This is a genomic window from Sphingobium sp. SA2 (assembly GCF_032227065.1).
Taxonomy (GTDB): domain Bacteria; phylum Pseudomonadota; class Alphaproteobacteria; order Sphingomonadales; family Sphingomonadaceae; genus Sphingobium.
On sequence record NZ_JAPMXX010000006.1, the window covers coordinates 287,052 to 312,911 of the forward strand.

The 25,860-nt window shown below is 63.8% G+C and carries 26 protein-coding genes; 14 read left to right on the forward strand and 12 right to left on the reverse strand.

Annotated features, from left to right (window positions below; translation table 11 throughout):
* Window positions 1–23: 23 nt before the first annotated feature.
* From yidC to OVY48_RS08880, 7 genes are all read right to left on the reverse strand, one after another.
* Window positions 24–1,730 (reverse strand): membrane protein insertase YidC, encoded by a 1,707-nt coding sequence (yidC, locus tag OVY48_RS08850; protein ID WP_313922553.1) that lies wholly within the window; start codon window positions 1,728–1,730, stop codon window positions 24–26.
* Between the two features lie 32 nt (window positions 1,731–1,762).
* Window positions 1,763–1,975: a membrane protein insertion efficiency factor YidD gene (gene yidD, locus OVY48_RS08855; protein WP_037473506.1), complete on the reverse strand. Its 213-nt coding sequence runs from the start codon at window positions 1,973–1,975 to the stop codon at window positions 1,763–1,765.
* Window positions 1,972–2,376, reverse strand: a complete 405-nt coding sequence (rnpA, locus tag OVY48_RS08860) for a ribonuclease P protein component (RefSeq protein WP_313922554.1) — start codon at window positions 2,374–2,376, stop codon at window positions 1,972–1,974. Before rnpA ends, yidD begins: the two co-directional genes overlap by 4 nt.
* A gap of 32 nt (window positions 2,377–2,408) precedes the next feature.
* A complete protein-coding gene (gene rpmH / locus OVY48_RS08865) occupies window positions 2,409–2,543 on the reverse strand; it encodes a 50S ribosomal protein L34 (protein ID WP_006959075.1) in 135 nt (44 codons plus the stop codon).
* A 206-nt stretch (window positions 2,544–2,749) separates the two neighbouring features.
* The gene (locus tag OVY48_RS08870; RefSeq protein ID WP_313922555.1) at window positions 2,750–3,517 is read right to left on the reverse strand and encodes a DsbA family protein; all 768 of its coding nucleotides are present in this window, start codon (window positions 3,515–3,517) and stop codon (window positions 2,750–2,752) included.
* 2 nt (window positions 3,518–3,519) lie between these two features.
* Window positions 3,520–4,869 carry a M48 family metalloprotease gene (locus OVY48_RS08875; protein WP_037473505.1) on the reverse strand — a complete coding sequence of 450 codons (1,350 nt, stop codon included), beginning with the start codon at window positions 4,867–4,869 and terminating at the stop codon, window positions 3,520–3,522.
* A 164-nt stretch (window positions 4,870–5,033) separates the two neighbouring features.
* Window positions 5,034–7,709, reverse strand: a complete 2,676-nt coding sequence (locus OVY48_RS08880) for an Rne/Rng family ribonuclease (protein ID WP_313922556.1) — start codon at window positions 7,707–7,709, stop codon at window positions 5,034–5,036.
* Window positions 7,710–8,235: 526 nt separating this feature from the next.
* On the opposite strand from OVY48_RS08880, the gene OVY48_RS08885 reads away from it, so the two are divergent.
* From OVY48_RS08885 to OVY48_RS08915, 7 genes are all read left to right on the forward strand, one after another.
* Window positions 8,236–9,516 (forward strand): N-acetylmuramoyl-L-alanine amidase, encoded by a 1,281-nt coding sequence (locus OVY48_RS08885; RefSeq protein WP_096060838.1) that lies wholly within the window; start codon window positions 8,236–8,238, stop codon window positions 9,514–9,516.
* 343 nt (window positions 9,517–9,859) lie between these two features.
* Window positions 9,860–12,397: a transglycosylase domain-containing protein gene (locus OVY48_RS08890; protein ID WP_313922557.1), complete on the forward strand. Its 2,538-nt coding sequence runs from the start codon at window positions 9,860–9,862 to the stop codon at window positions 12,395–12,397.
* A 2-nt stretch (window positions 12,398–12,399) separates the two neighbouring features.
* A complete protein-coding gene (locus tag OVY48_RS08895; protein WP_313922558.1) occupies window positions 12,400–12,807 on the forward strand; it encodes a DoxX family protein in 408 nt (135 codons plus the stop codon).
* Between the two features lie 78 nt (window positions 12,808–12,885).
* Window positions 12,886–14,934 carry a carbon starvation CstA family protein gene (locus tag OVY48_RS08900; RefSeq protein ID WP_313922559.1) on the forward strand — a complete coding sequence of 683 codons (2,049 nt, stop codon included), beginning with the start codon at window positions 12,886–12,888 and terminating at the stop codon, window positions 14,932–14,934.
* On the forward strand, window positions 14,931–15,116 hold the full coding sequence (locus OVY48_RS08905; protein ID WP_313922560.1) for a YbdD/YjiX family protein: 186 nt from the start codon (window positions 14,931–14,933) through the stop codon (window positions 15,114–15,116). Before OVY48_RS08900 ends, OVY48_RS08905 begins: the two co-directional genes overlap by 4 nt.
* Before the next feature lie 113 nt (window positions 15,117–15,229).
* Entirely contained in the window at window positions 15,230–15,910 is a 681-nt protein-coding gene (locus OVY48_RS08910; RefSeq protein ID WP_313922561.1) for a hypothetical protein, read from the forward strand.
* Between the two features lie 2 nt (window positions 15,911–15,912).
* Complete coding sequence (locus OVY48_RS08915; protein WP_313922562.1) at window positions 15,913–16,197, forward strand: hypothetical protein; 285 nt, start codon at window positions 15,913–15,915, stop codon at window positions 16,195–16,197.
* Window positions 16,198–16,267: 70 nt separating this feature from the next.
* Here the strand turns inward: OVY48_RS08915 and OVY48_RS08920 are convergent, their stop codons facing one another.
* Both OVY48_RS08920 and OVY48_RS08925 read right to left on the reverse strand, forming a co-directional pair.
* Complete coding sequence (locus OVY48_RS08920; RefSeq protein ID WP_313922563.1) at window positions 16,268–17,188, reverse strand: XdhC family protein; 921 nt, start codon at window positions 17,186–17,188, stop codon at window positions 16,268–16,270.
* A 41-nt stretch (window positions 17,189–17,229) separates the two neighbouring features.
* Window positions 17,230–17,904, reverse strand: coding sequence for a helix-turn-helix transcriptional regulator (locus OVY48_RS08925; protein WP_313922564.1), 675 nt, complete (start codon window positions 17,902–17,904; stop codon window positions 17,230–17,232).
* Window positions 17,905–18,020: 116 nt separating this feature from the next.
* Between OVY48_RS08925 and OVY48_RS08930 the strand changes: the two genes are divergently transcribed.
* Both OVY48_RS08930 and OVY48_RS08935 read left to right on the forward strand, forming a co-directional pair.
* Window positions 18,021–18,206, forward strand: coding sequence for a hypothetical protein (locus OVY48_RS08930; protein WP_313922565.1), 186 nt, complete (start codon window positions 18,021–18,023; stop codon window positions 18,204–18,206).
* A complete protein-coding gene (locus OVY48_RS08935; RefSeq protein WP_313922566.1) occupies window positions 18,203–18,574 on the forward strand; it encodes a hypothetical protein in 372 nt (123 codons plus the stop codon). Before OVY48_RS08930 ends, OVY48_RS08935 begins: the two co-directional genes overlap by 4 nt.
* A gap of 5 nt (window positions 18,575–18,579) precedes the next feature.
* On the opposite strand, the gene OVY48_RS08940 is transcribed toward OVY48_RS08935, so the two are convergent.
* Window positions 18,580–19,476, reverse strand: coding sequence for a hypothetical protein (locus OVY48_RS08940; protein ID WP_313922567.1), 897 nt, complete (start codon window positions 19,474–19,476; stop codon window positions 18,580–18,582).
* A gap of 39 nt (window positions 19,477–19,515) precedes the next feature.
* Complete coding sequence (locus tag OVY48_RS08945) at window positions 19,516–20,760, reverse strand: TIGR04063 family PEP-CTERM/XrtA system glycosyltransferase (RefSeq protein WP_313922568.1); 1,245 nt, start codon at window positions 20,758–20,760, stop codon at window positions 19,516–19,518.
* 90 nt (window positions 20,761–20,850) lie between these two features.
* Between OVY48_RS08945 and OVY48_RS08950 the strand changes: the two genes are divergently transcribed.
* Genes OVY48_RS08950 through OVY48_RS08960 form a run of 3 tightly spaced genes read left to right on the forward strand, consistent with a single transcriptional unit; the run spans window position 20,851 to window position 23,034 of the window.
* Window positions 20,851–20,973: a hypothetical protein gene (locus OVY48_RS08950; RefSeq protein ID WP_313922570.1), complete on the forward strand. Its 123-nt coding sequence runs from the start codon at window positions 20,851–20,853 to the stop codon at window positions 20,971–20,973.
* On the forward strand, window positions 20,966–22,330 hold the full coding sequence (locus OVY48_RS08955) for a putative O-glycosylation ligase, exosortase A system-associated (protein WP_313922571.1): 1,365 nt from the start codon (window positions 20,966–20,968) through the stop codon (window positions 22,328–22,330). Before OVY48_RS08950 ends, OVY48_RS08955 begins: the two co-directional genes overlap by 8 nt.
* Window positions 22,327–23,034: a hypothetical protein gene (locus OVY48_RS08960; RefSeq protein WP_313922573.1), complete on the forward strand. Its 708-nt coding sequence runs from the start codon at window positions 22,327–22,329 to the stop codon at window positions 23,032–23,034. Before OVY48_RS08955 ends, OVY48_RS08960 begins: the two co-directional genes overlap by 4 nt.
* Here OVY48_RS08960 and OVY48_RS08965 read toward each other — a convergent pair.
* Window positions 22,994–23,548, reverse strand: a complete 555-nt coding sequence (locus OVY48_RS08965) for a type 1 glutamine amidotransferase domain-containing protein (protein WP_313922574.1) — start codon at window positions 23,546–23,548, stop codon at window positions 22,994–22,996. The genes OVY48_RS08960 and OVY48_RS08965 overlap by 41 nt on opposite strands.
* A 102-nt stretch (window positions 23,549–23,650) precedes the next feature.
* Here OVY48_RS08965 and OVY48_RS08970 point away from each other — a divergent pair, with 102 nt between their 5' ends.
* Window positions 23,651–24,658 (forward strand): DNA topoisomerase IB, encoded by a 1,008-nt coding sequence (locus OVY48_RS08970; protein ID WP_313922576.1) that lies wholly within the window; start codon window positions 23,651–23,653, stop codon window positions 24,656–24,658.
* A 27-nt stretch (window positions 24,659–24,685) separates the two neighbouring features.
* Window positions 24,686–25,849: a mechanosensitive ion channel family protein gene (locus tag OVY48_RS08975; RefSeq protein ID WP_069065929.1), complete on the forward strand. Its 1,164-nt coding sequence runs from the start codon at window positions 24,686–24,688 to the stop codon at window positions 25,847–25,849.
* Window positions 25,850–25,860 lie beyond the last annotated feature (11 nt).

Here is a 25,860-nt window from a genome sequence, read left to right on the forward strand (position 1 = left end):
GGGGAGGACGGAAAGCCGCTTCGTTACTTCGTTGCCGTCGCCACGCTGAGCGCAGGATGGCGTTTGTAGAGCCACCATTGTTGCGCCATCGACAGGCAGTTGTTGGTGATCCAGTAGACCAGCAGGCCTGCCGCGAAGGGGGCCATGATGAACATCATCATCCAGGGCATGATCGAGAAGATCTGCTGCTGCATCGGGTCCATCTGGGCCGGGTTGAGTTTGAACTGCAACCACATCGAAATGCCGAGCAGCACCGCCAGCACGCCGATCGCGAGGAAGGAGGGCGGGGTGAAGGGCAACAGGCCGAACAGGTTGAGGATATGCAGCGGATCGGGCGCGGACAGATCCTTGATCCACAACACGAAGGGCTGGTGGCGCATTTCGATCGTCAGCATCAGCACCTTGTAGAGCGCGAAGAAGATCGGGATCTGAATGAAGATGGGCAGGCAGCCCGCGAGCGGGTTGACCTTCTCCGTCTTGTAGAGCGCCATCATCTCCTGCTGGAGCTTGGGCTTGTCGTCCTTATATTTCTCTTGCAGCAGCTTCATCTTGGGCTGCACCGCGCGCATCGCGGCCATGCTGGCGAACTGGCGCTGGGCGACGGGGAACATCAGCGCGCGGACCACGAAGGTCAGGCAGATGATGGCGACGCCGAAATTGCCGAGCGTTTCAAACAGCCAGTGGAGCAGCGCGAAGATCGGCTGTTCAAACCAATAGAACCAGCCCCAGTCGATCGCGCGGTCGAACAGCTTCACGCCATCGCGCTCATAAGCCTGGAGCGTTTTGACTTCCTTGGCGCCGACGAACAGGCGCTGCGTCTGCGTGACGGCCTTGCCGGGCGCGAGCATGGTCGAGCCGAGCGCGACATCGGCCTGATATTGGGTGCCCGCCCCTTTGCGGAACTGGCCCGCAAAGTCGGCATCCTTGCCCGGCACGAGCGCCGAGAGCCAATATTTGTCGGTGAAGCCGATCCAGCCACCCTTCGACTGGAACTCGCGGGTCGAGGGGCCTTCGTCGAGATCGCTATAGTTGACGTCGTAATTGGCCGCATTGTTGAACACGCCCATCGGCCCGATATGGATGGTCCAGGTGTCTGGGTCCTTGGGCACGCCGGTGCGGCTAATATAGCCATAGGGCTTCACGCCGACCGTGCCGGTGCCGCTGTTCGACACTTTCTGCGCGGCGGTGATCATGTAATTTTCATCGACCGACAGGCGAATTTCGAAAAGCTGGCCCGCGCCATTGTTCCACGTCAGCGTGACGGGGCTGGTCGGTGTGAGCGCGCTACCTTGCGCCGTCCAGACCGTGTCCTTGTTCGGGGTCTTGAGCCCCTCCCCCTGCCAGCCGAAGCCAGCAAAATAGGCATCCTGCGTCCCGGCCGGGCTGTAGAGGCGAACGTCCGCCGAATCCTTGGCGATCGTTTCCTTGTAGGTCGGCAACACGATGTCATCGATACGCGCGCCCTTGAGGTTGATCGAGCCAACGAGCTTGGGCGTGCGGATGGGGACGCGCGGCCCTTCCTTCAGCACGACCGCGCGGTCGCGAATCGCGGCGGGGCTATCGGCGGCCGGGTCCGCAGCGGGGTTGGCGACCGGCGTGGTCTTGCCCCCTTCGATCCGGGTGACCGGCGGATTGGCGGCCGGAAAGAAATAGCCCGATACATAGGGCCAGCCGAACAGGATCGCTGCGGTCAGCAAAACCGCGAGAATGATATTCTTCTTGTCGTCCACGCTATTCGGCTCCGCCGTCTCTTGTGTCTTTATCAGGGAACCGGATCATAGCCCGACCCGCCCCATGGGTGGCATCGCATTAGCCGCTTGCCCGCCAACCAGCTACCCTTGATCGCGCCATATTTGCGGATCGCGAGAATCGCATATTCCGAGCAGGAGGGCGCGAAGCGGCAGGATGGCGGCAGGATGCGCGAAGGGCCAAGCTGCCAGCCGCGCGCGATCAGGATGAGCAGGCGGCCGATCATGGGACTTTGCCCCGGTCCCCGCCCTTGCCCCGGCCATGTCCCGCCCGCGCGCCATGGCGCGGTGGGCTATCGCCTGCTTGCGGCGCGCGCGCAATCTTGCCTAGCGCCTTTTGCAATTCGGTGCGCAGCAGGGTGAAATCGCGCTCGATCCCGCCATCGCGGCCGATCAACACATGGTCTGCACCGGCAAAACCATGGAGCGGCAGCAATTCGCGCGCGAGAACGCGAAAGCGGCGCTTCATCCGGTTACGGATGACGGCGCCGCCCACTTTTTTCGTGACCGTGATGCCAAAGCGCATCGCCGGATCGCCATCGGCACGGTCGCGCACCAGCAGGACGAAGCCCGGCATGGGTGCGCGCTTGCCGCGATTGGCCGCCAGAAAATCGGCCCGCCTGCCCATGATGGCAGGCGCGGCCGAAGGCGGCCCTTCGATCAGGCGCTCAGGCTCTTGCGACCGCGCGCACGACGGGCGCGGATGATGTTGCGGCCGCCGGGGGTCGCCATGCGGGCGCGATAACCGTGACGGCGCTTCCGAACCAGATTGCTCGGCTGAAAAGTGCGCTTCATCGTTCATTCCTCAAAAAACAACTAGAGAATCGGGCGTGACAAAAAAGGGCCGCCAAAGCAGCGGCCGCAAGTCAGGGTGCGTCCGATAGGCAAAGGAGGGGTGGAAGTCAATGGTGGAGCGTGGAACCGGCTACCGTTCGGTTCGAGCCTGTCGAGAACCCTTGGCGCCAGAGTTCTCGACAGGCTCGAACCGAACGAAGACATGATTATTTCCCGCGCGCGGCTGCGACGCCGCTCTGGAGCGCCTCATAGCCGACCGCGCCGTTCAACACCTGGCCACCGATCACGAAGGTCGGCGTGCCGCTCGCCTGCAATTTCTGGGCGAGCGCGATGTTGGACTGGATTTCGGCGTCATATTTGCTCGATGCGATGGCGGCTTCGGCGTCGGCCTTGCTGATCCCCGCCTCGCCCGCTGCAGCGATGATGCTGTCGCGCGTTACCCGGCCCGCGCCATACATGGCCTTGTGATAGGCCATATATTGGCCGCGTTCGGCGGCGAGCAGCGAGACCTTGGCTGCGTCGCTGCTTTCTTCCGACAGGATGGGGAGTTCGCGATAGACGACCTTCACCTTGGCATCGGCGGCGACCAGCTTGGCGAGGTCAGGCAGCGAGGCGCGACAATAGCCGCAAGCATAGTCGAAAAATTCAACCACGGTGACGTCGGCATTGGCCGCACCTTCCCACGCCCCGGCATAGGGTTTTTCAAGCGCGGCGCGATTGTCGCTGATGGTGGTCGACATCCGGTTGGCCTGCAATTTCTCGATCGCCTGCGGGATGATCTCCGGGTGATCGAGAATATAGTCATGGACGATCTTCTCGATCGCCGCCTTATCGGTGGCGGCGACGCTGGTGGGTGCCTGCACGGCGAGCGCCGTACCAGCGGCAGCCGCGATAAAGGCGATAGCGCCAAGGGTCATCTGGATCGTCCTGTTGGAAAGGGCCGCGCGAAAGCTGGGCCGGGGCTGGTCTGTCATCTTTATCTTTTCTTCCGCTGCTGCTCGATCGCGGCGCGCGAGGTCATGGCGATATCCTGCGCCCGCAGATAGTCAACCGTGCCCTGCTGCAACCCCTGCATCGCGGCGTCGGCGCTGCGCAGCGCCATGGGATGCTGGCCCATCATCGCATAGCGTTCCGCCGTCGCGAGCGCGGCGCGGGGCGTGTCACCACGGCGGGCATAGACCACGCCCAGCTGATACCAGGCGAAGGGATTTTCCCGGTCGCGCGCTACCGCAATGCGGAGCACATCTTCAGCTTCGGCGAAATTGGCCTCATCCTCGGTCGCGATCAAGGCGTGGGCGAGCAGGACGGAAATCAGCGGCTGGTTGGTGCGCTTGACCGCTTCGCGCAAGGGCGCGACCGCATCCTTGGGGCGGCCGCTTTCGAGCAATATCTGGCCCTTGAGTTCCAGAAAATAGGGGTCGTTCGGCGCAGCCGCGAGCAGCGCGTCGGCCTCGTACAAGGCGCGCTGGGGATAGGCGCTTTTGTGCCAGGCATAGGCCCTGGCATAATGGGCCGGAATCGACTGGTCGCTTTCGGGATATTTGATCAATGTCTGCGTCGGTTCGGACACGAAGCCGACCAGCTTGGCCTTGATGCGCTCGAACCGGGCTTCAAGCTGCGGGTCGACCGGCTTTTCCCATGCCGGGTCGACGGTATAGACTTCGCGCAGCACATTGATGCGCTCGCCCGACAGCGGATGGGTGCGGCCGTAGCTATTGTCCTGTGGGATCGCGAGGCGATATTCCTGATTTTGCAGCTTCTTGAAGAATTCGAGGCTGCCCTTGCCGCTGACCCCGGCGGCGCTCAGATAGCGCGCACCCGCCAGATCCGCCGAGCTTTCCTGGCCGCGGGAAAAGGCGAGGAACCGGCTCATCGCGGCCTGCTGGCCCAGGCCCATGATGCCCAGGCCCGCTTCCGCGCCGCCCGCGGCGATCGCCGCCGCGCCCAGCACGAGGCTAAGCAGGGTGACGCCGGTCGCCTCACGCATGCCCTCGCCGAAACGGACGATATGCCCGCCCTCAATATGGCCAAGCTCATGCGCGACCACGCCCTGCACCTGGTTCACATTGTCCGCCTGCGCGATCAGCCCGCTATGCACCCAGACATATTGGCCGCCCGCAACGAAGGCGTTAATTTCAGGGTCGTTGATGACCATGATCTCGACATTGCGCGGCTGCATGCCGGCCGCTTTGACCAGCGGGGCGGACATATCCGCCATGAAGGCTTCGGTTTCAGCATCGCGCAAGATGCTTTGCGCCAGCGCGGGGCGCGCGACGCTGGTCAGCGCCAGGGCCGCGAGCGCGACGAGTTTCAACCGGCCCCGCATCAGCGGTGACCGTGGCATATAGGAGAGCAGAGCATCACCGCCGCGCGGTGCCATGGTCGCCCTGAACCGCGCGTGAAGCGGGGCGGAATGAAAAGCGCCGCTGCGCTCCGGTCGGGACCGGCAGGGCAGCGGCGCTTGTTCATGGCGGTGGCGTCTCGTCCGGCTTATTGGCCGAAGGTGCGCTGCCACCAGCCGCGACGGGGCGTGCCGTCTTCATTCTGCCCGTCGTCACTCTGGGCTTCTGGCGCATCGCCATCAGCGACGACCGATTCGGCCACCGGTGCCGGTGTCGGTTCGACCGGAGCAGTTGCCTCGATCGCGGCGTCCGGTGCGGCATCCTGGGCCACGGCGTCCGCCTTCTTGCGACGGGTGCGCTTGGGCTTGGCTGGGGCTTCCTCGGCAGTCGGTGCTTCGGCCGCCGCAGCAGCTTCCGCTTCGATCTGCGCCTTGGTGCGGCGGGTGCGCTTGGGCTTGACCGGGGCTTCGACCGGCGCTTCCTCGGCGACAACCGCTTCGGCCGGGGCTTCGACGGTCTCTACGACCGCTTCGGCTTCAGCCTTGGGCTTGCGGGCACGGGGACGGCGGCGAGTCTTGGGGGCGTCCTCTGCAGGAGCCTCCTCGGCGGGCGCTTGCTCGACCGGCGCGTCTTCCACGACCGGCTCGGCGTCGGCCGATTCGGTGGCTTCCGCGTTCACAGTCTCATCACCACCTTCGCGACGGCGACGACCACCACGACGACCGCGACGACCGCGACGACGTGCGCCGCCTTCCTCTTCGGGGCCGTCATTGGCTTCGACCGGCTCGGCTTCGGCTTCACCCTCTGCGTCGGCATCGGCTTCGCTATCGCCTTCGACAGCGCCCTCACCCTCGGCGGCGCCTTCGGTCTGGCCATCCTCACGCGGACCGCCACGACGACGACGACGGCGGCGACGACGACGACCGCCTTCGCGATCCTCGCCCCGTTCAGCGCGGTCGGCGGCTTCGGCGGGCGTTTCGGGCTCTTCAGCCTCTTCTTCCTCGACTTCCGCTTCTTCCTCTTCCTCGATGACGTCGAAATCCTCGTCGTCTTCGGGCAGCGGCGCGTAGCTTACGACGCGCTCAGGGCGCGGGCCGCTGGCCTCGACCGACATGCGCGCACCCTCGACTTCGCCATCGGGCAAGATTTCGATCCGCACGCCATAGCGCTGCTCGATCTCGTCCAGTTCGCGACGCTTGTTGTTGAGGACGTAGAAGGCCGCTTCCTGGCTGGCGCGCAGGGTGATGCAGTTGCCGCGACCACGGGCCGCTTCTTCTTCCAGCATGCGCAACGCCGACAGGCCCGCCGACGAGGCGGTGCGGACAAGGCCGGTGCCTTCGCAATGCGGGCATTGGCGGGTCGAGGCTTCCAGCACGCCGGTGCGCAGGCGCTGGCGGCTCATTTCCATGAGGCCGAAGCCCGAAATGCGGCCGACCTGGATGCGGGCGCGATCGTCGCGCAGCGCTTCCTTCATCGCCTTCTCGACCTTACGGATGTTGGAGTTATTCTCCATATCGATAAAGTCGATGACGACGAGGCCCGCCATGTCGCGCAGGCGCAACTGGCGCGCAATTTCGCGCGCGGCTTCCAGGTTGGTGGCGACGGCGGTCTGTTCGATGCCATGTTCACGGGTCGAGCGGCCGGAGTTGATGTCGATCGACACCAAGGCTTCGGTCGGGTTGATGACCAGATAGCCACCCGATTTCAGTTGCACGACCGGGTTGTACATGGCGGCCAGCTGATCTTCGACGCTGGCGCGCTGGAACAGCGATACAGGGTCTGCATATTGCTTCACGCGGCGCACATGGCTCGGCATCAGCAGGCGCATGAAGTCCTTGGCGGCGCGATAGCCTTCCTCGCCCTCGACGATGACTTCTTCGATATCCTTATTATAGATATCGCGGATCGCCCGCTTGATGAGGTCGCTGTCATTGTGGATCAGTTCGGGCGCAGCGGCCTGCAGCGTCTTTTCGCGAATCTCGTCCCACAGGCGGGCGAGATAATCGAAGTCGCGCTTGATTTCGGGCTTGGTGCGCTGAAGCCCGGCGGTGCGGACGATGCAGCCCATGGACGAAGGCAGCGCCATTTCGGCGATGATCGTCTTCAGCCGCTTGCGGTCGGCCGCGTTGCTGATCTTGCGCGAAATACCGCCGCCATGGCTGGTGTTCGGCATCAGCACGCAATAGCGACCGGCGAGCGACAAATAGGTGGTCAGGGCCGCGCCCTTATTGCCGCGCTCTTCCTTTACGACCTGGACCAGCAGCACCTGGCGGCGCTTGATGACGTCCTGAATCTTATAGCGGCGGCGCAGCGCCATGCGCTTGCGGCGCAGTTCCTCGGCGGCGTCATCACCGGGCTTGCCGCGACGACCCCGGTTCGGGCGACCGCCTTCGGACGCCTCTCCCTCGGCCGCTTCGCCTTCGGGTGCGCTGTCTTCATCATCGTCATGATGATGCGTCGCTTCGACGATCTCGACGCCCTCGCCATCCTCGTCCTCATCGTCGAAGTCTGCGCGCAACGCGGCCTCTTCTTCGGCATGCTCGCGCTCTTCGCGCAGCAGGGCTTCGCGATCTTCGCGCGGGATCTGATAATAGTCGGGGTGGATTTCGCTGAAAGCGAGGAAGCCGTGGCGGTTGCCGCCATAATCGACAAAGGCCGCCTGGAGCGAGGGTTCGACCCGCGTCACCTTGGCCAGATAGATATTGCCCTTGAGCTGCTTGTGCTCCGAGGATTCGAAGTCGAATTCTTCGATCCGGTTACCTTTGACGACCGCGACACGGGTTTCTTCCCGGTGGCGCGCGTCGATCAGCATACGCATTGTCATTTATGATTCTCCGGCGATGGCGGTCGACGGCGCTGGGCCGGGCCACCATGCGATAGTGAAGGGACGCCCGCCTGCGCGCCGGTAAGGGCGCGGATGTCGGCATCGTCCGGGTTAGATGGAAAAACTGCGCGTCTGCTGCGTCGGCAGGGCCGGACATGGCGCCGGGCCGAACCAACCACGCCGCGACGCCCGTTGCCGGGGTCAGCGTGGATGGAAATTCATGCCTCATGCAGCGTCAACCTGTTCATAACATCGGCGCGGCGGCGCGGATCGCGCCAACCTGCCGTCTTCTTGGGCCTGCGCCGCGCCGTATGGAAAAGACGGACATTGCAGGAATGTGAATGGGTAGCAGCCAAAGCGGTAGGGAGCAACGGCTGCAGGAAATATTATGTCGCGGACACCGTCTGCCACGCCCCTTCTGCCGCTTCATGCTGAAAATGCTGTTAACTCTCTCATTTTACCGAATCCAAGGCGGCGATGCTTAACCCGGCCTTTAGCGTGGGGACGCTGGACGGATGTAAACAGCATGAAATTTGGCTGGACGGCTGACTGGGCTGCGTTGCACAAGCGGTACATGTTTCTGAGCCTTGCCCTGGCAAGCACGATCGCCCTGTCGGTTCCCGGCAGCGCCGGTGGTATTTCCGGTGTCTTCGTGCAGAATGACCGGGTTGTTGTCCGCTTCGACGATCGCGTGAATGGCGCGTCGGCCTTCCTGCTGGACGCGCCGCGCCGGATCGCGCTGGATATCGATGGTGCGCAGGTCGGACGCGGCCATTTCGCCCCCGCCAGCAGCGCGGTGTCAGCCGTGCGACAGGGGCAGCTAAGCGACGACACGGCGCGGGTGGTGCTGGACCTCGTCAGCCCCGCCACGCTCGACCAGGCACAGATCGCCGCCGATGGCAAATCGCTGAGCTTCGCGCTGCAGGGCGTGACCGACAGCCGCTTTCGCAGCGAAGTGGGCAAGGGCCGCATGCGCTTCGACGCGCCGGCCGAGATGGCGGCCCGCCCGCAAAAGCGCCTCCATTCGATCACTGTGCCGATCCCGGCGGCGGCACGCGGCGTCTCGCTGCCCTCAGTCGAAGGGTCGCGCGATGGCGCACGGCCGCTGGTGGTGATCGACGCTGGCCATGGCGGCCATGATCCGGGTGCGATCAACACCGACATGGGCAAGCGCGAAAAGGATGTGACGCTGGCGATCGCGCAGGCGATCCGCGACCAGCTCGTCAAATCGGGCCGGGTGCGCGTCGCGCTGACCCGCGACGATGACAAATATCTGATTCTGCAGGAACGCTATGGCATCGCGCGCAAACTCGGCGCCGACCTGTTCATCTCCATCCATGCCGACGCGGCGGAGAATACGCAGGCGCAGGGCGCGACCGTCTATACCCTGTCGGAAACCGCGTCCGACCGCGAGGCGGCACGGCTGGCAGCGCGCGAAAACAAGGCCGACATCATCAATGGCGTCAATCTGGGCGGCCAGTCGGGCGACGTGTCCTCAATCCTGATCGACCTGACCCAGCGCGAATCGCTCAATATCTCGGCGAGCTTCGCCCGGTTGCTCCAGCGTGAAGCCGCGCCCTATGTGCCGTTCCGCAGCAGCTATCATCGTTTCGCGTCGCTGATGGTGCTCAAAGCGCCGGATACGCCCTCGATCCTGTTCGAGACCGGCTATATCAGCAATGCCGACGACGCCGCGTTTCTGTCATCGCGCGAAGGCCAGTCGAAGATCGCGCGCGGCGTGGCCCGCGCGATCGAGGTCCATTTCGCGCGGAAGCTGGCGATGCGGAGCGGCACCGCGGGCGGTTGATCTTCCCCGACACGGGGATCGTTGCGAAATGCGGATCGCATACGAATCATCGTCATTCCCGCGAAGGCGGGAACCCATCTCCCACCTTGTCATCTTGATTTTAGGTCCGGAGATGGGTCCCCGCCTTCGCGGGGATGACGTAAAACTCTGTGGGGGATGAATTTCGCGGTGATCCCTGTACCGAGGAGGGTGACCGTTTGCGCAGCAAATGATGGAGGGGCGTGCCGTGGGGCAAACCACCTCCGACGCGCTGCGCGCGCCACCTCCCCGCGAGCGGGGAGGAACATCCTTCTCGCGATCCATACTGGCATTGCCCGCAATTTGACCCTAGAGCCTCGTACCCATGGAAGAGGCCAGCCCCGATACCGCCCCGTCATCCTTTGCCTATCGCTTGCGTCGCGACGCCAGTGGCGCAGGCGGCCTGCTGCGTCGCCTGTGGCAGCGGCGGCTGGTGCGCTGGGGCACGATTGCGCTGGGCGGCTTCCTCACCGCTTTGCTCTTGTTCTGGCTGATCTTCGCGCGCGGTCTGCCCGATGCGGCGACGCTGCTGGAATATGAGCCGCCGCTGCCGACGATCGTGCGCGACATCAACGGCCAGCCAGTCCACAGCTATGCCCGCGAACGGCGCGTCCAGTTGCAATATAGCGATTATCCGCCGCTGCTGATCCGCGCCTATCTGGCGGCGGAGGACAAGACTTTCTTCGAACATCATGGCGTCGATATTCCCGGCTTTGCAGGCGCGGTGGTCGATTATGCGAGCAAGCTCGGCTCCGGCCAGCGCGCACGCGGCGGTTCGACGATCACCCAGCAGGTCGCCAAGAATCTGCTGATCGGCGATGAATATTCGCCCACGCGCAAGGTGAAGGAGATGATCCTCGCCTACCGCATGGAAAATGTGCTGAGCAAGCAGCAGATCCTCGAACTCTATCTCAACCAGATCTTCCTCGGCCGGAACGCCTATGGCGTGCAGGCGGCCTCGCGCGCCTATTTCAACAAGGATGTCGCCGACCTCGCTCTGCATGAAATGGCCTATCTGTCGATCCTGCCCAAGGGTCCGGCCAATTATCGCCCCGAAAGCGAAAGCGGCATGGCGCGCGCGCTCGACCGGCGTAACTGGGCGCTGGGCGAGATGGTGAAGAGCGGCTGGATCACGCCTGCACAACGCAATGCGGCGGCGGCGCTGCCGCTCGGCACGGTCGCCATGCACAGTTCCAGCTTCGACGCGCGCGCGGGCGGCTATTATATGGAGGAAGTGCGTCGTCGTCTGATCGGCTTGTTCGGCGAAAAGGCGGAAGACGGCCCCAACAGCGTCTATGCCGGTGGCCTGTGGGTGCGCAGCCCCTATGATCCGGTGGTGCAGGACAGCACCGCCAACGCCCTGCGCAACGGCCTGCTGCGTTTCGACGCCGGGCGTGGTTGGTCGGGTCCGGTCGCCAAGATCAAGATCGACAATGGCTGGGAACGCGAACTGGCGGCGAGCTATATCGACGTCGATTATGCCGAATGGCGCGTCGCCGTCATCATCAGCCGCACCTCTTCGGAAGCGCAGATCGGCTTTGCCGACGGCAGCACCGGGACTCTGCCCGCAAGCGCGGCGCAAATGGCCTATCGCAAGAGTGGTGGCCCGGCCTTTTCCGCGATGCAGCCCGGCGACCTGATCGTCGTGGCCCGCAATGGCAGAAACTGGGCACTGCGCAACATTCCCGAAGTGTCGGGCGGCATGGTAGTCGAAGAAGTCCATTCGGGTCGCATCCGCGCGATGCAGGGCGGGTTCGATGCGCGCCTCTCCTCCTATAACCGCGCGACGCAGGCGATGCGCCAGCCCGGATCGACGATCAAACCTTTCGTCTATGCCGCCGCGCTCGACAGCGGGATGACGCCTGCCTCGATCATCGTCGATGGCCCCTTATGCGTCTATCAGGGCGCAGGCCTGGGTCAGAAATGCTTCCGCAACTTTTCCGGCGGCAGCGCCGGGCCGCAGACGATGCGCTGGGGCGTGGAGCAATCGCGCAACCTGATGACCGTGCGCGCCGCCAGCCAGACCGGCATGGAAAAGGTCGTGCGGACCATCAAGGGATTGGGCATCGGCGATTATCAGCCCTACCTCTCCTTCGCGCTGGGCGCGGGGGAAACGACGGTCGAGAAGATGGTCAATGCCTATGCGACGCTGGCCAATCAGGGGCGGCAATTTCCGTCCAAGGTGATGGATTATGTGCAGGACCGGCGCGGCAAGGTGATCTGGCCCGAACGCTGGCGACCGTGCGACGGGTGCAACATGGCGAACTGGGACGGCAAGCCGATGCCCCGCTTCGGCATGGAGGGCAAACAGGTGATGAACCCGATGACCGCCTATCAGGTCGTCCACATCACCGAAGGCGTGGTCCAGCGCGGCACCGCGACGGTGCTGGCGGATTTGAAGCGCCCGCTGTTCGGCAAGACCGGCACCACCAACGGCCCCACCAATGTGTGGTTCGTGGGCGGATCGCCCGACCTCGTCGCGGGCGTCTATATCGGGTACGACCAGCCACGCAGCCTTGGCGGTTGGGCGCAGGGTGGCCGCATCGCTGCGCCGATCTGGAAAGCGGCGATGGCCCCGATCCTGGAGACGATGCCCAAGACGCCCTTCGTCGCCCCGGCGGGCATCCGCATGGTCCCGATCGACCGCCGTTCGGGCAAACGCGTCTATGGTGCCTGGCCGACCAGCGAGCCCAAGGCCGCGGTCATCTGGGAAGCGTTCAAGCCCGAATCGGAACCGCGCCGTACCATCCGCAAGGAAGAGGCCGAGGCGCAGGCCAAGGTCGCCGCCGCCAGGGCCGCGTCCGGCCAGCGCCGCCAGCGTACCGACAGCGACTTTTTGCAGGATCAGGGCGGGATTTACTAAGGGTGCGGCGGGACAGCCGCGCCCGGCAGATTGCGCGCGTCATTCTGGCGCTGGCCTATTTGGTCGCGGGCGTCGCGCATTTGCGGTCGCCGGGCGGGTTCATCGCCATCACGCCCGATTGGGTGCCCTTCCCCGCCACCGTCGTCTGGTTGACCGGGATAGCAGAGATTGCCGGGGCATTGGGCTTGATGCTGCCGCCGCTGCGCCGGGCGGCCGGTATCGGCTTGGCGCTCTATGCCTTGTGCGTATGGCCCGCCAATATCCACCATGCGCTGGGCGACATTCCGCTGGGCGGGCTGCATTTGAGCTGGTGGTATCATGGGCCGCGCCTAGCGCTGCAACCCGTCATCATCTGGTGGGCGCTATGGGCGGGCGGCGTGATCGACTGGCCGTTCGCGCGGCGGCGCTGATCCGACTATCGTGTGATTGTCTTTTGAGGCGAGCGGCTTACTGTGCCCGCTCCTGACCGACAATCACAAGAGAGAGCGATGACCCGGCATCTTCCCTGGATAGCGTTGGCGATTGTCGGCGCGGTGGCGCTCAGCGTCGTGGCGGTGTCGCGGGGCGAGGCGGTCAATGCGCTGTGGATCGTGGTCGCGGCGGTCAGCAGCTTCCTGGTCGCCTATCGCTATTATGCGCTGTTCATCGCGCGCCATGTGATGCGGCTCGATCCGTCGCGGCCGACGCCTGCCGTGCGCCGCGCCGATGGGCTGGACTATGTCGCGACCGAGCGGACCGTGTTGTTCGGCCATCATTTCGCGGCGATCGCGGGGGCGGGACCGCTGGTTGGGCCAGTGCTGGCGGCGCAGATGGGCTATCTGCCCGGTACGCTGTGGATCATCGTGGGCGTCGTGCTGGCGGGCGCGGTGCAGGATTTCATGGTCCTGTTCATCTCCATGCGCCGCGACGGCAAGTCGCTGGGCGAACTCATCCGCATGGAGATGGGGCAATGGGCCGGGACGATCGCCCTGATCGGCGCGTTCATGATCATGGTCATCATCCTCGCGGTGCTGGCGCTGATCGTCGTCAAGGCGCTGGCAGAAAGTCCGTGGGGCATGTTCACCGTGGCCGCGACGGTGCCGCTGGCGATGTTCATGGGCGTCTATACCCGCTGGATCCGGCCGGGGCGGATCGGCGAAGTCTCGCTGCTGGGCCTCGTCGGGCTGCTCGCCGCGATCGTCTATGGGCAGGCGATTGCCGCCTCGCCGGTCTGGGGACCGATCTTCACCTTCACCCCGGTACAACTGTGCTGGATTTTGATCGGCTATGGCGCGGTGGCGTCGGTGCTGCCGGTATGGCTGTTGCTGGCGCCGCGCGATTATCTCTCGACTTTCCTCAAGATCGGCGCGATCGCGGCGCTGGCCATCGGCATCGTCATCATGGCCCCGCCGCTCAAAATGCCCGCGCTGACGCAGTTCGTCGACGGCGGCGGGCCGGTGTGGGCGGGCGGCCTCTTCCCCTTCCTGTTCATCACCATCGCCTGCGGCGCGGTGTCCGGTTTCCATGCGCTGATTTCCAGTGGCACCACGCCCAAGCTGATCGCCAGCGAAGCCCATGCGCCGATCATCGGCTATGGCGCGATGCTGATGGAGGCGTTCGTGGCGATCATGGCGCTGGTCGGCGCATCGATCCTCGACCCCGGCATCTATTTCACGATGAACAGCCCCGGCGCGATCATCGGCACCGATGCGGCGAGCGCATCGGCCGCCGTCACCGCCATGGGCTTTCCCATCTCGGCCGACCTCATCACCCAGACGGCGAAGGATGTCGGCGAACATAGTATCATTTCACGCACCGGCGGCGCGCCGACGCTGGCGGTAGCGATGGCGGAAATCTTCAGCCATGTCGTCGGCGGCCCGGCGATGAAGGCTTTCTGGTATCATTTCGCGATCCTGTTCGAGGCGCTGTTCATCCTGACCGCAGTGGATGCGGGCACGCGCGCCGGGCGCTTCATGCTGCAGGATCTGATCGCGCTAGCCGTGCCATCCTTCAAGGAGAGCAAGAGCCATGTGCCGGGCATCGTCGCGACCGCGCTGACGGTCGCGGCCTGGGGCTTCTTCCTCTATCAAGGCGTCACCGATCCGCTGGGCGGGGTGAATACGCTGTGGCCAGTCTTCGGCATCTCGAACCAGATGCTCGCCGCGATCGCGCTGATGCTGGCGACGGCGGTGCTGTTCCGCATGAAGCGTGACCGCTTCGCCTGGGTGACGATGATCCCGACCGCCTGGCTGCTGGTCTGCACTTTGTCGGCGGGGTGGCTCAAGCTCTTCTCGCCCGATCCCAAGCTCGGCTTCCTCGCCCATGCGGCCAAGTTCGGCGCGGCGGCGGACAAGGGCGAAGTGCTGGCCCCGGCCAAGTCGATGGCGGAGATGGAGCGCATCATCTTCAACGACCGGATCGACGCGGCGCTGGTCGCGCTGTTCCTGGCCGTGGTCTTGTCGCTGCTGGTCTTCACGATCCGTACCTGCCTCGCCGCGCGTCGCAGCACAGAGCCGACCGCGCAGGAAATCCCGGCGCAACTGGTGCCGACGGCATGAGCGGGCTGCTCGACACGCTGCGCCGGACCGCACGGCTGATGGTCGGAATGCCCGACTATGACGCCTATCTGCGGCACTGCGAGGCGCATCATCCGGGGCAGCCAGTGATGGACCGCATCACTTTTTTCCGCGACCGGCAGGAAGCGCGCTATGGTGGGAAGAATGGGGGGCGGTGTTGTTAGGGGGTAATACTTAGCGAAACAAAGCGACCGCTTGATTCCATATTTGACGGGCGTTCATCGAACTTTTATGCACTTGATATAATCTGTTATGTGCGAAGTGTCGGGGGACTCCATTGGCCGTTATATTCACATTGATATTTATCGCTGCGGTCGTCGGCATTTTTAAGCCTTACATCAAAGGCTGGAAACGTTGGCATTTCGGCGCTGCTGCATTCGTTGTATTCATCCTTATTGGCGTTGCGGGGCCGCAAAGTGCCGAAAGCGATTTGAAGAGCGAATCCAAGAAGCAAGAAGCCTCAAAGGCCGCTGGCTCCCCTGACAAGCCCACAACTGCCGACAGCGACGAATTTGAGAAGCCTGCCGAACCTGAAAGTGCTTGGTCCTACAGTGCAGATAAGGATGAGATGCGCGGTCGGACGACCTATTACGCAACGCTAACCGGTACGAACACACTCAGCCTTGGCTTCCCCTACGGCGACCAGATAGGCAAAGTGCTAATACGTCAGAGTCCACAGTTCGGCTTCGATATTCTCTTGGGCGTTGATAGCGGCCAAATCCTTTGTAACAGCTTCTCGGACAGCCATGTTAATGTGAAGTTCGATGACGGGCCGATCCGTCGCTATGGCTGCACCGATGCCAGCGACGGCACGAACAACATGGTCTTCGTTCAAGGTGCAAAAGGCTTTCTGACGAATCTCAAGAAATCAAAGAAGATGGTAGTGGAAGCCCAATTCTATCAGAACGGTATGCAACAGATGACTTTTGACACTACTGGACTAAAGTGGGAGCATTAAAATTGGCATTGGTTCAAAAAGAAGTAAGCGATCGGTCTTTTTTTGGAAAGCTAGTTAAGTGGATTTTCATAGGCTTCAATGTGTTAATGCTGATTTGGATGCTTAGCGCTATGAGCATCTTGGGAGGCATGGATGCACCGAACAACTCGGCAGAACAGGCGGGGCAAGCTATTGGTGCTGGGATCGGCTTCACGTTCCTACTGTTACTCTGGGGCCTTGGTGACATTATTCTGGGTATGTTTGTTCTATTCACGAAGCGCAAAAAACTGATCACCGTCGAAGAGTGATCGAATGCAGCATGAATTTATGGTGTCAGTTTACCAATCACCCCTGACCCCATTTTCATTTCAGCAATAATCACCCCCGCATCCGGTTGAATCCCGCCACCATGCCCGCCGTGATCGACAGCGCGATTTCCGCGGCACCGATCGCGCCGATGTCCAGCCCGGCCGGGCCGTCGATCCGCGCCAGATCGTCCGCGCCAAAGCCCATGGCCGCCAACCGCTCCAGCCTTGCCGCGTGGCTTTTGCGCGAGCCGAGCGCCGCGATATAGCCGGTCGGCGCGCGCAACGCGGCGGCCAGCGCGGGGTCGTCGATCTTGATGTCGTGACTGAGCGTGACGACGGCGGTCGATTCGCCAGGGAAGCGTGCGGCGATGGCGTCGTCGGGCCAGCGGTCGTCCAGTTCGACGCCGGGGAAGCGTTCGGCGGTGAGGAAGCGGCCGCGCGGGTCAATCAGGACCGGGGTCACGCCGATCGCCTGCGCCAGCGGCACGAGCGACTGGGCGATCTGCACCGCGCCGACGATCAGCAGGCGGCGGGGCGGATCGTAGCGGTTGAGGAACAGTCTCTCGCCGCTCCCTTCGCGCGTCATACCAGTCTCCAAATCGGTCGCCAGCGTCAGCGCCCGCCCCCGCGCACTGGCTGCGTCGATCGCTTCGAACAAGTTGGAGGGGAAACCGCCTTCCCCCACCGGCTGGACCAGCACCGCGATCTCCCCGCCGCAGGGCAGACCGACCTCCCACGCATCGCCATCGGCCACGCCATAGGTTTCGACATGGGCCGCACGTCCGGCGATGACTTCAGCGGCGCGCTGCAAGACATCGGTTTCGACGCAGCCGCCCGAAATACTGCCTTCGAACCGGCCGTCTTCATGGACGATCATATGGCTGCCGCGCGGGCGCGGGGCCGATCCCCAGGTGGATACCACCGTCGCCAGCGCCAGCCGCGCGCCGCGCCATTCCAAGCCCTTGCGGATCACCGCGCCATTGTCGTTCACACCGATACTCCTTTGGCGCACAGATAGGGTGGTCTCACCACCTACACCAGACGCCGCCCGGTCCATACGACGCGGCCGACGATGTCCACCAGCGCCGGGTCGATATCGGCCCAGTCGGGATAATGGACATTGTCGCTGACCACGCTGAACCGGCCGCGCAACGGTCCCATGGCGATTCGCTTGACCATCAGCACGCCGTCGAGCCGCAACACATAGACGCCGTCGCGCAGCCGCAGCGCATCATCATCATGATCGACCATGATGTCATCGCCGTCGCTAAGCGTTGGAGCCATCGATTCGCCATCGACGCGGATGATCGACACGCGCTGCGGCCGGACGCCCAAGTGCCGCAACCAGTGCGCGTCGAACGCCATCACGCCCGCCGCGCGCTCATCCTCGTCCAGCGTGCCGCCGCCCGCCGACGCGCCCAGCGCCAGCCGGGGTACGGCGACCACGGCCGGCACGCTGCGCATCCGACCAGGCGTTGCCGACAGGGGCGCCGCCGCTGTCCCGCCCAGCATCTGTTCGGGTACGCCGAAATAGCGGGCCAGCACGCGGCGGTCATCCTCATCCAATTTGCGCGGCGTCCCGCGCTTGATGAACTGCTGGATATAAGCGGGGTTGCGGCCGATCAGCCGAGACAGATCGGCATAATTCTCCCCCCGATCGGCGATCAGCCGTTCCAGCGCGATACGAGCGTCCTGCGATTCATCCATGATCCGTCCATTACTGATAAGATTTTTCCTAGACAAGTAGGAAATTGGCTTTGAGATAGGAATATACCTAACGACTCGCGCGGGGCGAGTCGCCATGACAGGGGAGATTGAGGCCAATGCTGTTGCGCATGATCGAGACATTCCTTCGCCGCCACGAGATGCCGCCCACCACATTTGGGCGGGCGAGCGTGCGCGATCCACGGCTGGTCTTCGACCTGCGCGGCGGGCGCGAGCCGGGCGAACGGATAAAGAGACGTATAGAACATTTCATGAACACATATCGCAGGAGCAGCGGCCAATGACAAGCATCGATCCGCATGTGCGCGCGGGCAACCTGATCCGAAATCAAGCAATAGGAAAAGGCACGGCCGACCCGCTGCCCCGCCTGCTGGCCCAATTGCTCGCGCGGGCGGGCGACAATGCCCGCGTCGAACGGGCAGCGAGCCGCCCTTGGGCCAGCGCTTTGTTCGAGGGGCGACGCCATGTCGTGCGGCTGGCGATCAGCGGGGCGGAGGCGCAGGCGGGCAAGGCGCGCCTGCTCGATGGCCTGAGCGAAGCGCAATGGGTGCTGCCGCGCCATTTCGTCGCCGACATCTGCGTCGATGCAGAGGGCGACAGCGCCGACGGCCTATGGGTGGAGTTGTCGGCGCTGACGATCGAAGAATGGTAGGCGGTTTAGCGTGCGCGGCCGGTCATGCTGCGCAACGTGCCCAGCGCGGCGCGCAATGCGGCGTCGGTGTCGGTATCGGGCGTGTCGCGCACCGGCACCGGCATGGCGGGCGGCATGTCGGCCAGCACCCGGATGCCATCGTCAGATGCCGTGCGGCGACGCTGGGACAGGCCACGTTCCAGCCGCTCGGTCAACTGGCCGATCGTAAGCCCCTGGGTAGAGGGGCGCGGCGCTGGGGTTGGCAGGGGCGCAGGGGGTGCCTTGGCTTCGATGGCCGGTGCGGCCTCTTCTGCCGCCTCCGGCTCGACCATGGGCGCGGCCGGGCGCAGGAAGGCGGGCTGGGGCAAGTCCGCCTCGGCAACCGGCAGGGGCGCGGCGGGCATGGGGAAGTCCGACGTGGACCGGATGGCAGGCGCGTCCACCACGGACTGCGCCACCAGCCCGCGTCGTCCTGATTCGGGGCGCGCGAAAATATCGACGCCGTTCAGGTCGCGGCTGGCGAAGATCGGCGCGCGCGCTGGCGCATCGGGATGGGCGTCGGCCCGGCGCAGCGTCGGCAGCGCGCCTTCGACTAATTCGATGGAACGGCCCCGCGCCAGCGCGGCCCATTTGGAAAATGCGAAACCCATTTTTCGTGCTCCCTTGGCGCGTTCGACGCGCTGCTTCTTTTCACTTGGTTCCGTCGCCACAGTTGCGTCGCGCCGCATCGTCAAAATGATCCCCATCACCATTATAGCGGCGAAAAGAGCGATCAGTATTCGGGCCTTAAGGCCAAGTGGCGGCGCGGCGGCGGGCAGCGCTTCGCTCAGCCCACTGGACGCCACCAGCATTTCGATCAGCCCCACCGGGGTCAGCAGCACCGCCAGCGCGGCGACGAAGCCGCCCAGCGCTGCCATCACCATGGCCCGGTCCGGTCTTGATCCGCGTGGCGCCATATGCCGTCAGGCCGCCGCCCGCGCGCCGTCGGCTTGGGCCAGCAAATGCTGGTAGACCGGCTCGTAGCGCAGGATATTGGCTGACCAGTTGCGCTCACGCTCGACAAAGGCGCGTGCGACGGCGCGGCGTTCATCCCAGGGCGCGCGATCGGCGAACAGCCCGGCAAGCGCGGCAGCGATGCTCGCCGGATCGTCGGGCGCAAAGAGTGTGCCGGTGACGCCATCCTCGATCAGCTCGCGATGGCCACCGACGCTCGACGCAGCGACAAGCCGTCCCTGCGCCATGGCTTCCAGCGGCTTGAGCGGGGTCACCAGATCGGTCAGCCGCATCGCCTTGCGCGGATAAGCAAGAATATCGACTTGCGCATAATAATGTTCGACCTGGTCGTGTGGCACGCGGCCGACGAAGATGATATGATCGGCAAAGGGCGACGCCATCGCCTGTTCGCGCAACGCCTGTTCGCGCGGGCCACCGCCCACCATCAACAGCTTCGCTTTGGGCCGGGCACGCACGAGTCGCGGCATCGCGGCGATCAGGTCGTCCAGCCCTTCATAATCATAGAAGCTGCCGATGAAGCCGACGACATCGGCCCCCTCCAGCCCCAGCCTGGCCGTCAGCACAGGGTCGCGCGGGACGGGATCGCCAAACTGCTCCATGTCGACGCCATTGGGCGACACGATGATCTTGTCCCGATCGATGCCGCGCGCGATCAGGTCGCCGCGCAGCCCTTCGCAGATCACCGCGACCGCATCGGCGGCGCGCACGGCATGGGTTTCAAGCTGGCGGGTAAGCCAATAACGCGGGCTTCCCTGCGTCCCGGTGCCGTTGCCGACCGCCGCATCTTCCCAGAAAGCCCGGATTTCGTAGATCATCGGGATGCCATGCCGCTTGGCGACGCGCTGCGCCGCGATGGCGTTGAGAACCGGCGAATGAGCGTGGATGATGTCGGGCCGCCAGTCGCGCACCAGCGATTCGATCGCGTCGGCATGCGCCGCTATGTCGCGCCATTCGCGAATCAGCGGATTGCCGGTGGCGGGCTGCCCCGGCGTGCGGTGGAAATGGAGGCCATCGACCACCTCTTCCAGCGGGGCCGTGCCGTCCTGTGGCTGTGGCGCGACATGGCGATGGCCGGTGATGCCACGCACCGCCCAGCCCTTGGCCATCTGCGCGCGCAGGATCGCACGGGTCCGAAAGGTGTAGCCGCTGTGGAGCGGGAGGCTGTGGTCCAGCACATGAAGGATGCGAGTCATAGCCAGCCCTGTCTGCCGAAAAAGGTTTAACGCCCCGTCAACTCTGTCTCGCTAGGACGAAGAGGCGGCTACCGGGAACAAGAACGCATAATGATCGACACCTTATCCTTGCTGGTCAGCCATGGCGTGATCCTGCTGACGGCCTGGCGCTTGCTGTCGCGCCCCGACCTTGATCGCGATCCAGAGCCGGAGGTCGAGACGGGCGATGCGTGACCTTTTCTTCCTCGCCTTTCTGGGCGTCTTCTTCCTGATGGGGTTCAGGCGGCCGTTCCTGCTGGTCGCGGTCTATGCCTATATCGACATCGTCTCGCCCCAGCGCCTGTCCTATTTTCTGCTCAATTCGATCCCGATCTCCTTCATCGCCTTTGGCGCGATGGTGGGCGCCTGGCTGGTGATGGACGACAAGAAGGATTGCCGATTCTCGGCGCGGCAGGGGCTGATGCTCGTGCTGCTTGCCTGGTGCGGCTATACCACCATGACCGCCGATTTCCCGGTCGAGGCGCTGACCAAATGGAATTGGGTGTGGAAGGCGATCATCGCTGGCGTGTTCCTGCCTTTGGTGCTGCGCACGCGCTTGCGAATCGAGGCGATGACCGTCTTCATGATCCTGTGCGCCAGCACGATCATCATCAATGGCGGCATGAAAACTGCGCTGTCGGGCGGCGGCTATGGTGTGCTCAACCTGATGGTCGATAATAATAGCGGGCTATATGAAGGCTCCATCATCAGCTGCGTCGCCATCTCGCTGATCCCGCTGATCCTGTGGCTGGCCAAACATGGCACCATCTTCCCGCCCGACTGGAAGGTTAAGGCCTTCTGCTATTGCCTGTGCCTCGCCTGCCTGTTGATGCCGATCGGCACAGAGGCCCGCACGGGCCTTGTCTGCATCGTCATTCTGGCCGGGCTGATGCTGATGCGGTCGCCCCGGCGCTTCGTCTACGGGCCGCTGATGCTGCTGGCCGCATTGGTGTCGATCCCCTTCCTGCCCGCCAGCTTCACGCAGCGGATGCAGACGATCGAAAATCATCAGGGCGACGAAAGCGCCTCCACCCGCGTCGCGGTGTGGATGTGGACGCTCGATTATGTGAAGGATCATCCAGGCGGCGGCGGCTTCGACAATTATCTGCAGAACAGCTTTACCTATGTCGCGCGAAGCGTCGTGACCGACAGCGGCGGCAGTCGCCTGGAAACCCGGATCGTCACGGACAAGGGCCGCGCCTATCATAGCGCCTATTTCGAGCTGCTGGGTGAGCAGGGCTATTTCGGCTTTGCGGTCTGGGCGCTCATTCACCTCATCTGCTTCATCCGCACCGAATCGATCCGCCGCTTCTACCGCAAGCGCGATGGACCGCAGGAAGCGTGGATTTCGCCCTTCGCGCTGGCGCTGCAACAGGGGCATATCATCTATATGATCGGATCGCTGTTCGTGGGGATCGCCTATCAGCCGTTCATCTTCATGATGCTGGCGCTGCAAATCGGTCTCGACACCTATCTGACCCGCAAACGCAAGACCGCGGCACGGCAGGATCTGGCCGCCGCGCTCGTCGCGCGGCAGGGCGTTCCGGCATGAACGGAGAATTGCGGGCGCTGGGTCTGGCGCATGGGTTGTTGCTTGGGCTGCTGTTGGCCTCGCCGATGATGGCGCCGGCGCTTTTTTCGGCGGGTGTCGGCGCGCTGTTTGTCATGGGCGGCTTCCAACTGCGCCTTGCCGATCGACGCTGGGAGAGGCGCGATGGCGTGGGCGATTGGGTCAGCCATATCCGCATGGCCCCGCAACGGCTGCTCCCCTGGGGCGCAACGGCAACCGTGGCGCTGATCGCGGGTCGTCCAACCGAGGCACTGGCGATCCTGATGGCGGTGCTGGCGTGCGAGATGCTGCTCTATCCGCTGCTTGCGCCAGCCATGGGACGGCTGACGCGCGGCGGGATCATGCTGCTGCTTTTGCTGATGCTGCCGCTATGGGGGGCCGATGTCGCGGCACTGCGTTACGCCAGCGCCTATCTGGTCGGGGTGGGTGGATGCGTGTTCTGGCTGCGCGGGCCGGATGGCGATGGCCGGGCGCTGGGATGGGCGATTGCGGGATCGTGCGCCGCCGCTATGATCGCCGTCTTTGCACCGGACGTTCGAGCGCTCATGCTGGCCGGTGGCACATTATGCGCCACGCTGGCGCTTGCGCATCTGTCGGTGTTGCGCCGCCGCCCGGTGCCGTGGCATCCGGACGGCAGCCAATCGTTCAGGCGGCTACGCTGGCCCCTTCGGTCACGGCCTTCGTAAAGGCTTCGACAAAAGCAGGGATGTCGTCGGGGTTACGGCTGGTGATGATATTGCCGTCGATCGCAACGGCCCGATCGACAACCTTTCCACCGGCGTTGGTCAGGTCGGTACGCACCGAAGGCCAGGATGTGACGGTGCGGCCGTTCACTACGCCCGCCTCGATCAGCAGCCAGGGACCATGGCAGATGGCGGCGACGGGCTTGTCGGCGTCGGTAAAAGCACGGATGAGCGCGATCGCCTTTTCATTCACGCGCAGCGTATCGGGATTGGCAACACCGCCGGGCAGGATCAGCCCGTCATAATCGTCCATCGAAACGGCATCGAGCGTGATGTCGGGGGTGATGGTATCGCCCTTTTCATCATGCTTCATACCCTGGATCGGGTCGCTTTCGGGCGAAGCCAGCGTCACCTTCGCCCCGGCTTTCATCAGCATGTCGCGTGGATCGAACAGTTCGGATTGTTCGAACCCATCCGTGGCGATGATGAGAATATGGCTGTTTTCGATGGCGGACATAAGCGTCTCCTGCATGGGGGAATGGCCGTTTAACGGCCCGGAGCCCCCATGGTTGCGGAACGAAGCGACGAAAGACGGGTTTGGGGAGACGAGAAGGACGCCATGCCCCAAACCGCGATAATTCATGCCAATGACAGCGTGCCCGGCATCACGCGCCGCGCGTTGAAACGGGGTTGGGCCTATCGCGACGCCGATGGTGCGCGGATCACCGACCGGGACGAGATCGACCGGCTGAACGCGATCGCCCTGCCGCCGGCCTATCGGGACTGCTGGTTCTGCCCCTCCCCTTATGGCCACATCCAGGCGACCGGCTATGACGACAAGGGGCGCAAGCAATATCGCTATCATGCCGACTTTCGCGCCGCGCGCGAGGCAGAAAAATATGCCGGATGCCCCAATTTCGGGCGCGCTTTGCCCAAGTTACGCGCGAGGCTGGAGGCAGATCTATCGAAACGGGGGCTGCGCAAGGATCGCACCATCGCGGCGGTCATCCGCCTGCTCGACCTTGCCAAATTGCGCGTCGGCAATGAACATTATGCCACGACCAACAGGAGCTTCGGCGCGACGACGCTGCGTCGCCGTCACCTCGACCTCAACGGTCGGTCGTTGACACTGCGCTATCGCGCCAAGTCGGGCAAGGAACAACAATTGACCGTGACCGACAGTCGCCTGCTGCGCTTCGTGCGGCAGGTACAGGATCTGCCGGGCCAGCATCTGTTTCAATATCTGGACGAGGAGGGCGAAGCGCGGCCGATCACGTCAAGCGACGTCAATGCCTATATCGCCGATGCCATGGGCGGGCCGTTCACCGCCAAGCATTTCCGTACCTGGGGCGCGTCCACAATCGCCTTTGAAACATTGGTGGCCGGGCATGTTTCTTTGAAGGAGATGATCGACCCGGTGGCGGTGGCTTTGGGCAACACGCCGGCGATCAGCCGCAAATCCTATGTTCATCCCGCACTTATTGCCCTATGCAAGGAGGGACAGGATGAATGGCGCGACGAGCTTCGCTTGCCGCGTCGGACACGATATCTGTCGCGAGAGGAACGCGGATTGATCGCCTTTCTCGATACTTTGGTGGACTGCGCCCCGCTTGCAGCGGCGGCCTGATCCGCACTCAACAGACTACAGGATAGCATGGCCAATACGAAAACCCCCGCCGATCCCGTCATCACGGTGCGGCCGCCCGATCTCGGCGCGATGTGGCGCTCGACCAGCGACTGGCTTGCCGTCCATTATGTCCAGATATTGATCGCCATCGGTGTCGGCGTCCTGATCTACCTCGCGCTCACGGCGCTGCGCGGGGTTGGCAAGCGGCACAAGGGGACGCGCGGCGATCCGCTAGGCTATGCCAATGTGCTGGGGCGGGCCGCCGCGCGCACGACGCATTTCTTCATGGTCATGGTCGCGGCGCGGCTGGTGGCGGGCTATGCCGATGCACCGGCTCCACTCTACAAAACGATCGCCTTTCTCTTCACCATCGCGGCCGTGTGGCAAGCGGCCTTGTGGGCGCGGGAGATCATCCTGGGGCTGGTGGAGCGCAAGACGCTGGCGCAGGATGGCGGCGGCGAGACACTCGCGAACGCGATGGGGCTTATCCGCCTGTTGGTCAGCGTCGTCCTCTTTGCCGTCGCGACGATCGTCGTACTAGATAATCTGGGCGTCAACGTCACTGGACTTGTCGCGGGTCTTGGTATCGGCGGCATCGCCATCGGCCTTGCGGCGCAGGGCATATTTTCCGATCTGTTCGCCGCCCTGTCGATCATCTTCGACAAGCCGTTCCGCCGGGGCGAGACGATCAATTATGACATGACGACCGCCACGGTCGAAAAAATCGGTCTGAAATCCACCCGCCTGCGCGCCATTACCGGCGAGAAGAAGGTGATCTCCAACGCCAATCTGCTACAGAAGGAGATAACCAGCTATTTCACGCTCGACCATCGCCGGATCAAATTCGCGATCGGTGTCATCTACCAGACGCCGCCCGACGTCGCCGAACAGATTCCCGACATATTGAAAACGATCGTCACGGATCTCGGCGCGAATTTCGTTCGGTCCGGTTTCATCAGCTTTGGTGCGTCGAGCCTGGATTTCGAAGTCGAGTTCGACGTCTATCTGCCGGATTGGGATGCCATCTACGTCATCCGCCATAAGGTCGGCCTGGCCATCCTGCGCCAATTCAACGAACGCGGAATCGAGTTCGCCTATCCGACCCAGACCAGCTTTACCGCGGCACCGGACGGCCGGATGGTTCTACCCTATCCCGATGTGCAGGCGGTCCGCCAGGTCGAGAAGGAATGAGGCTGCCGCTG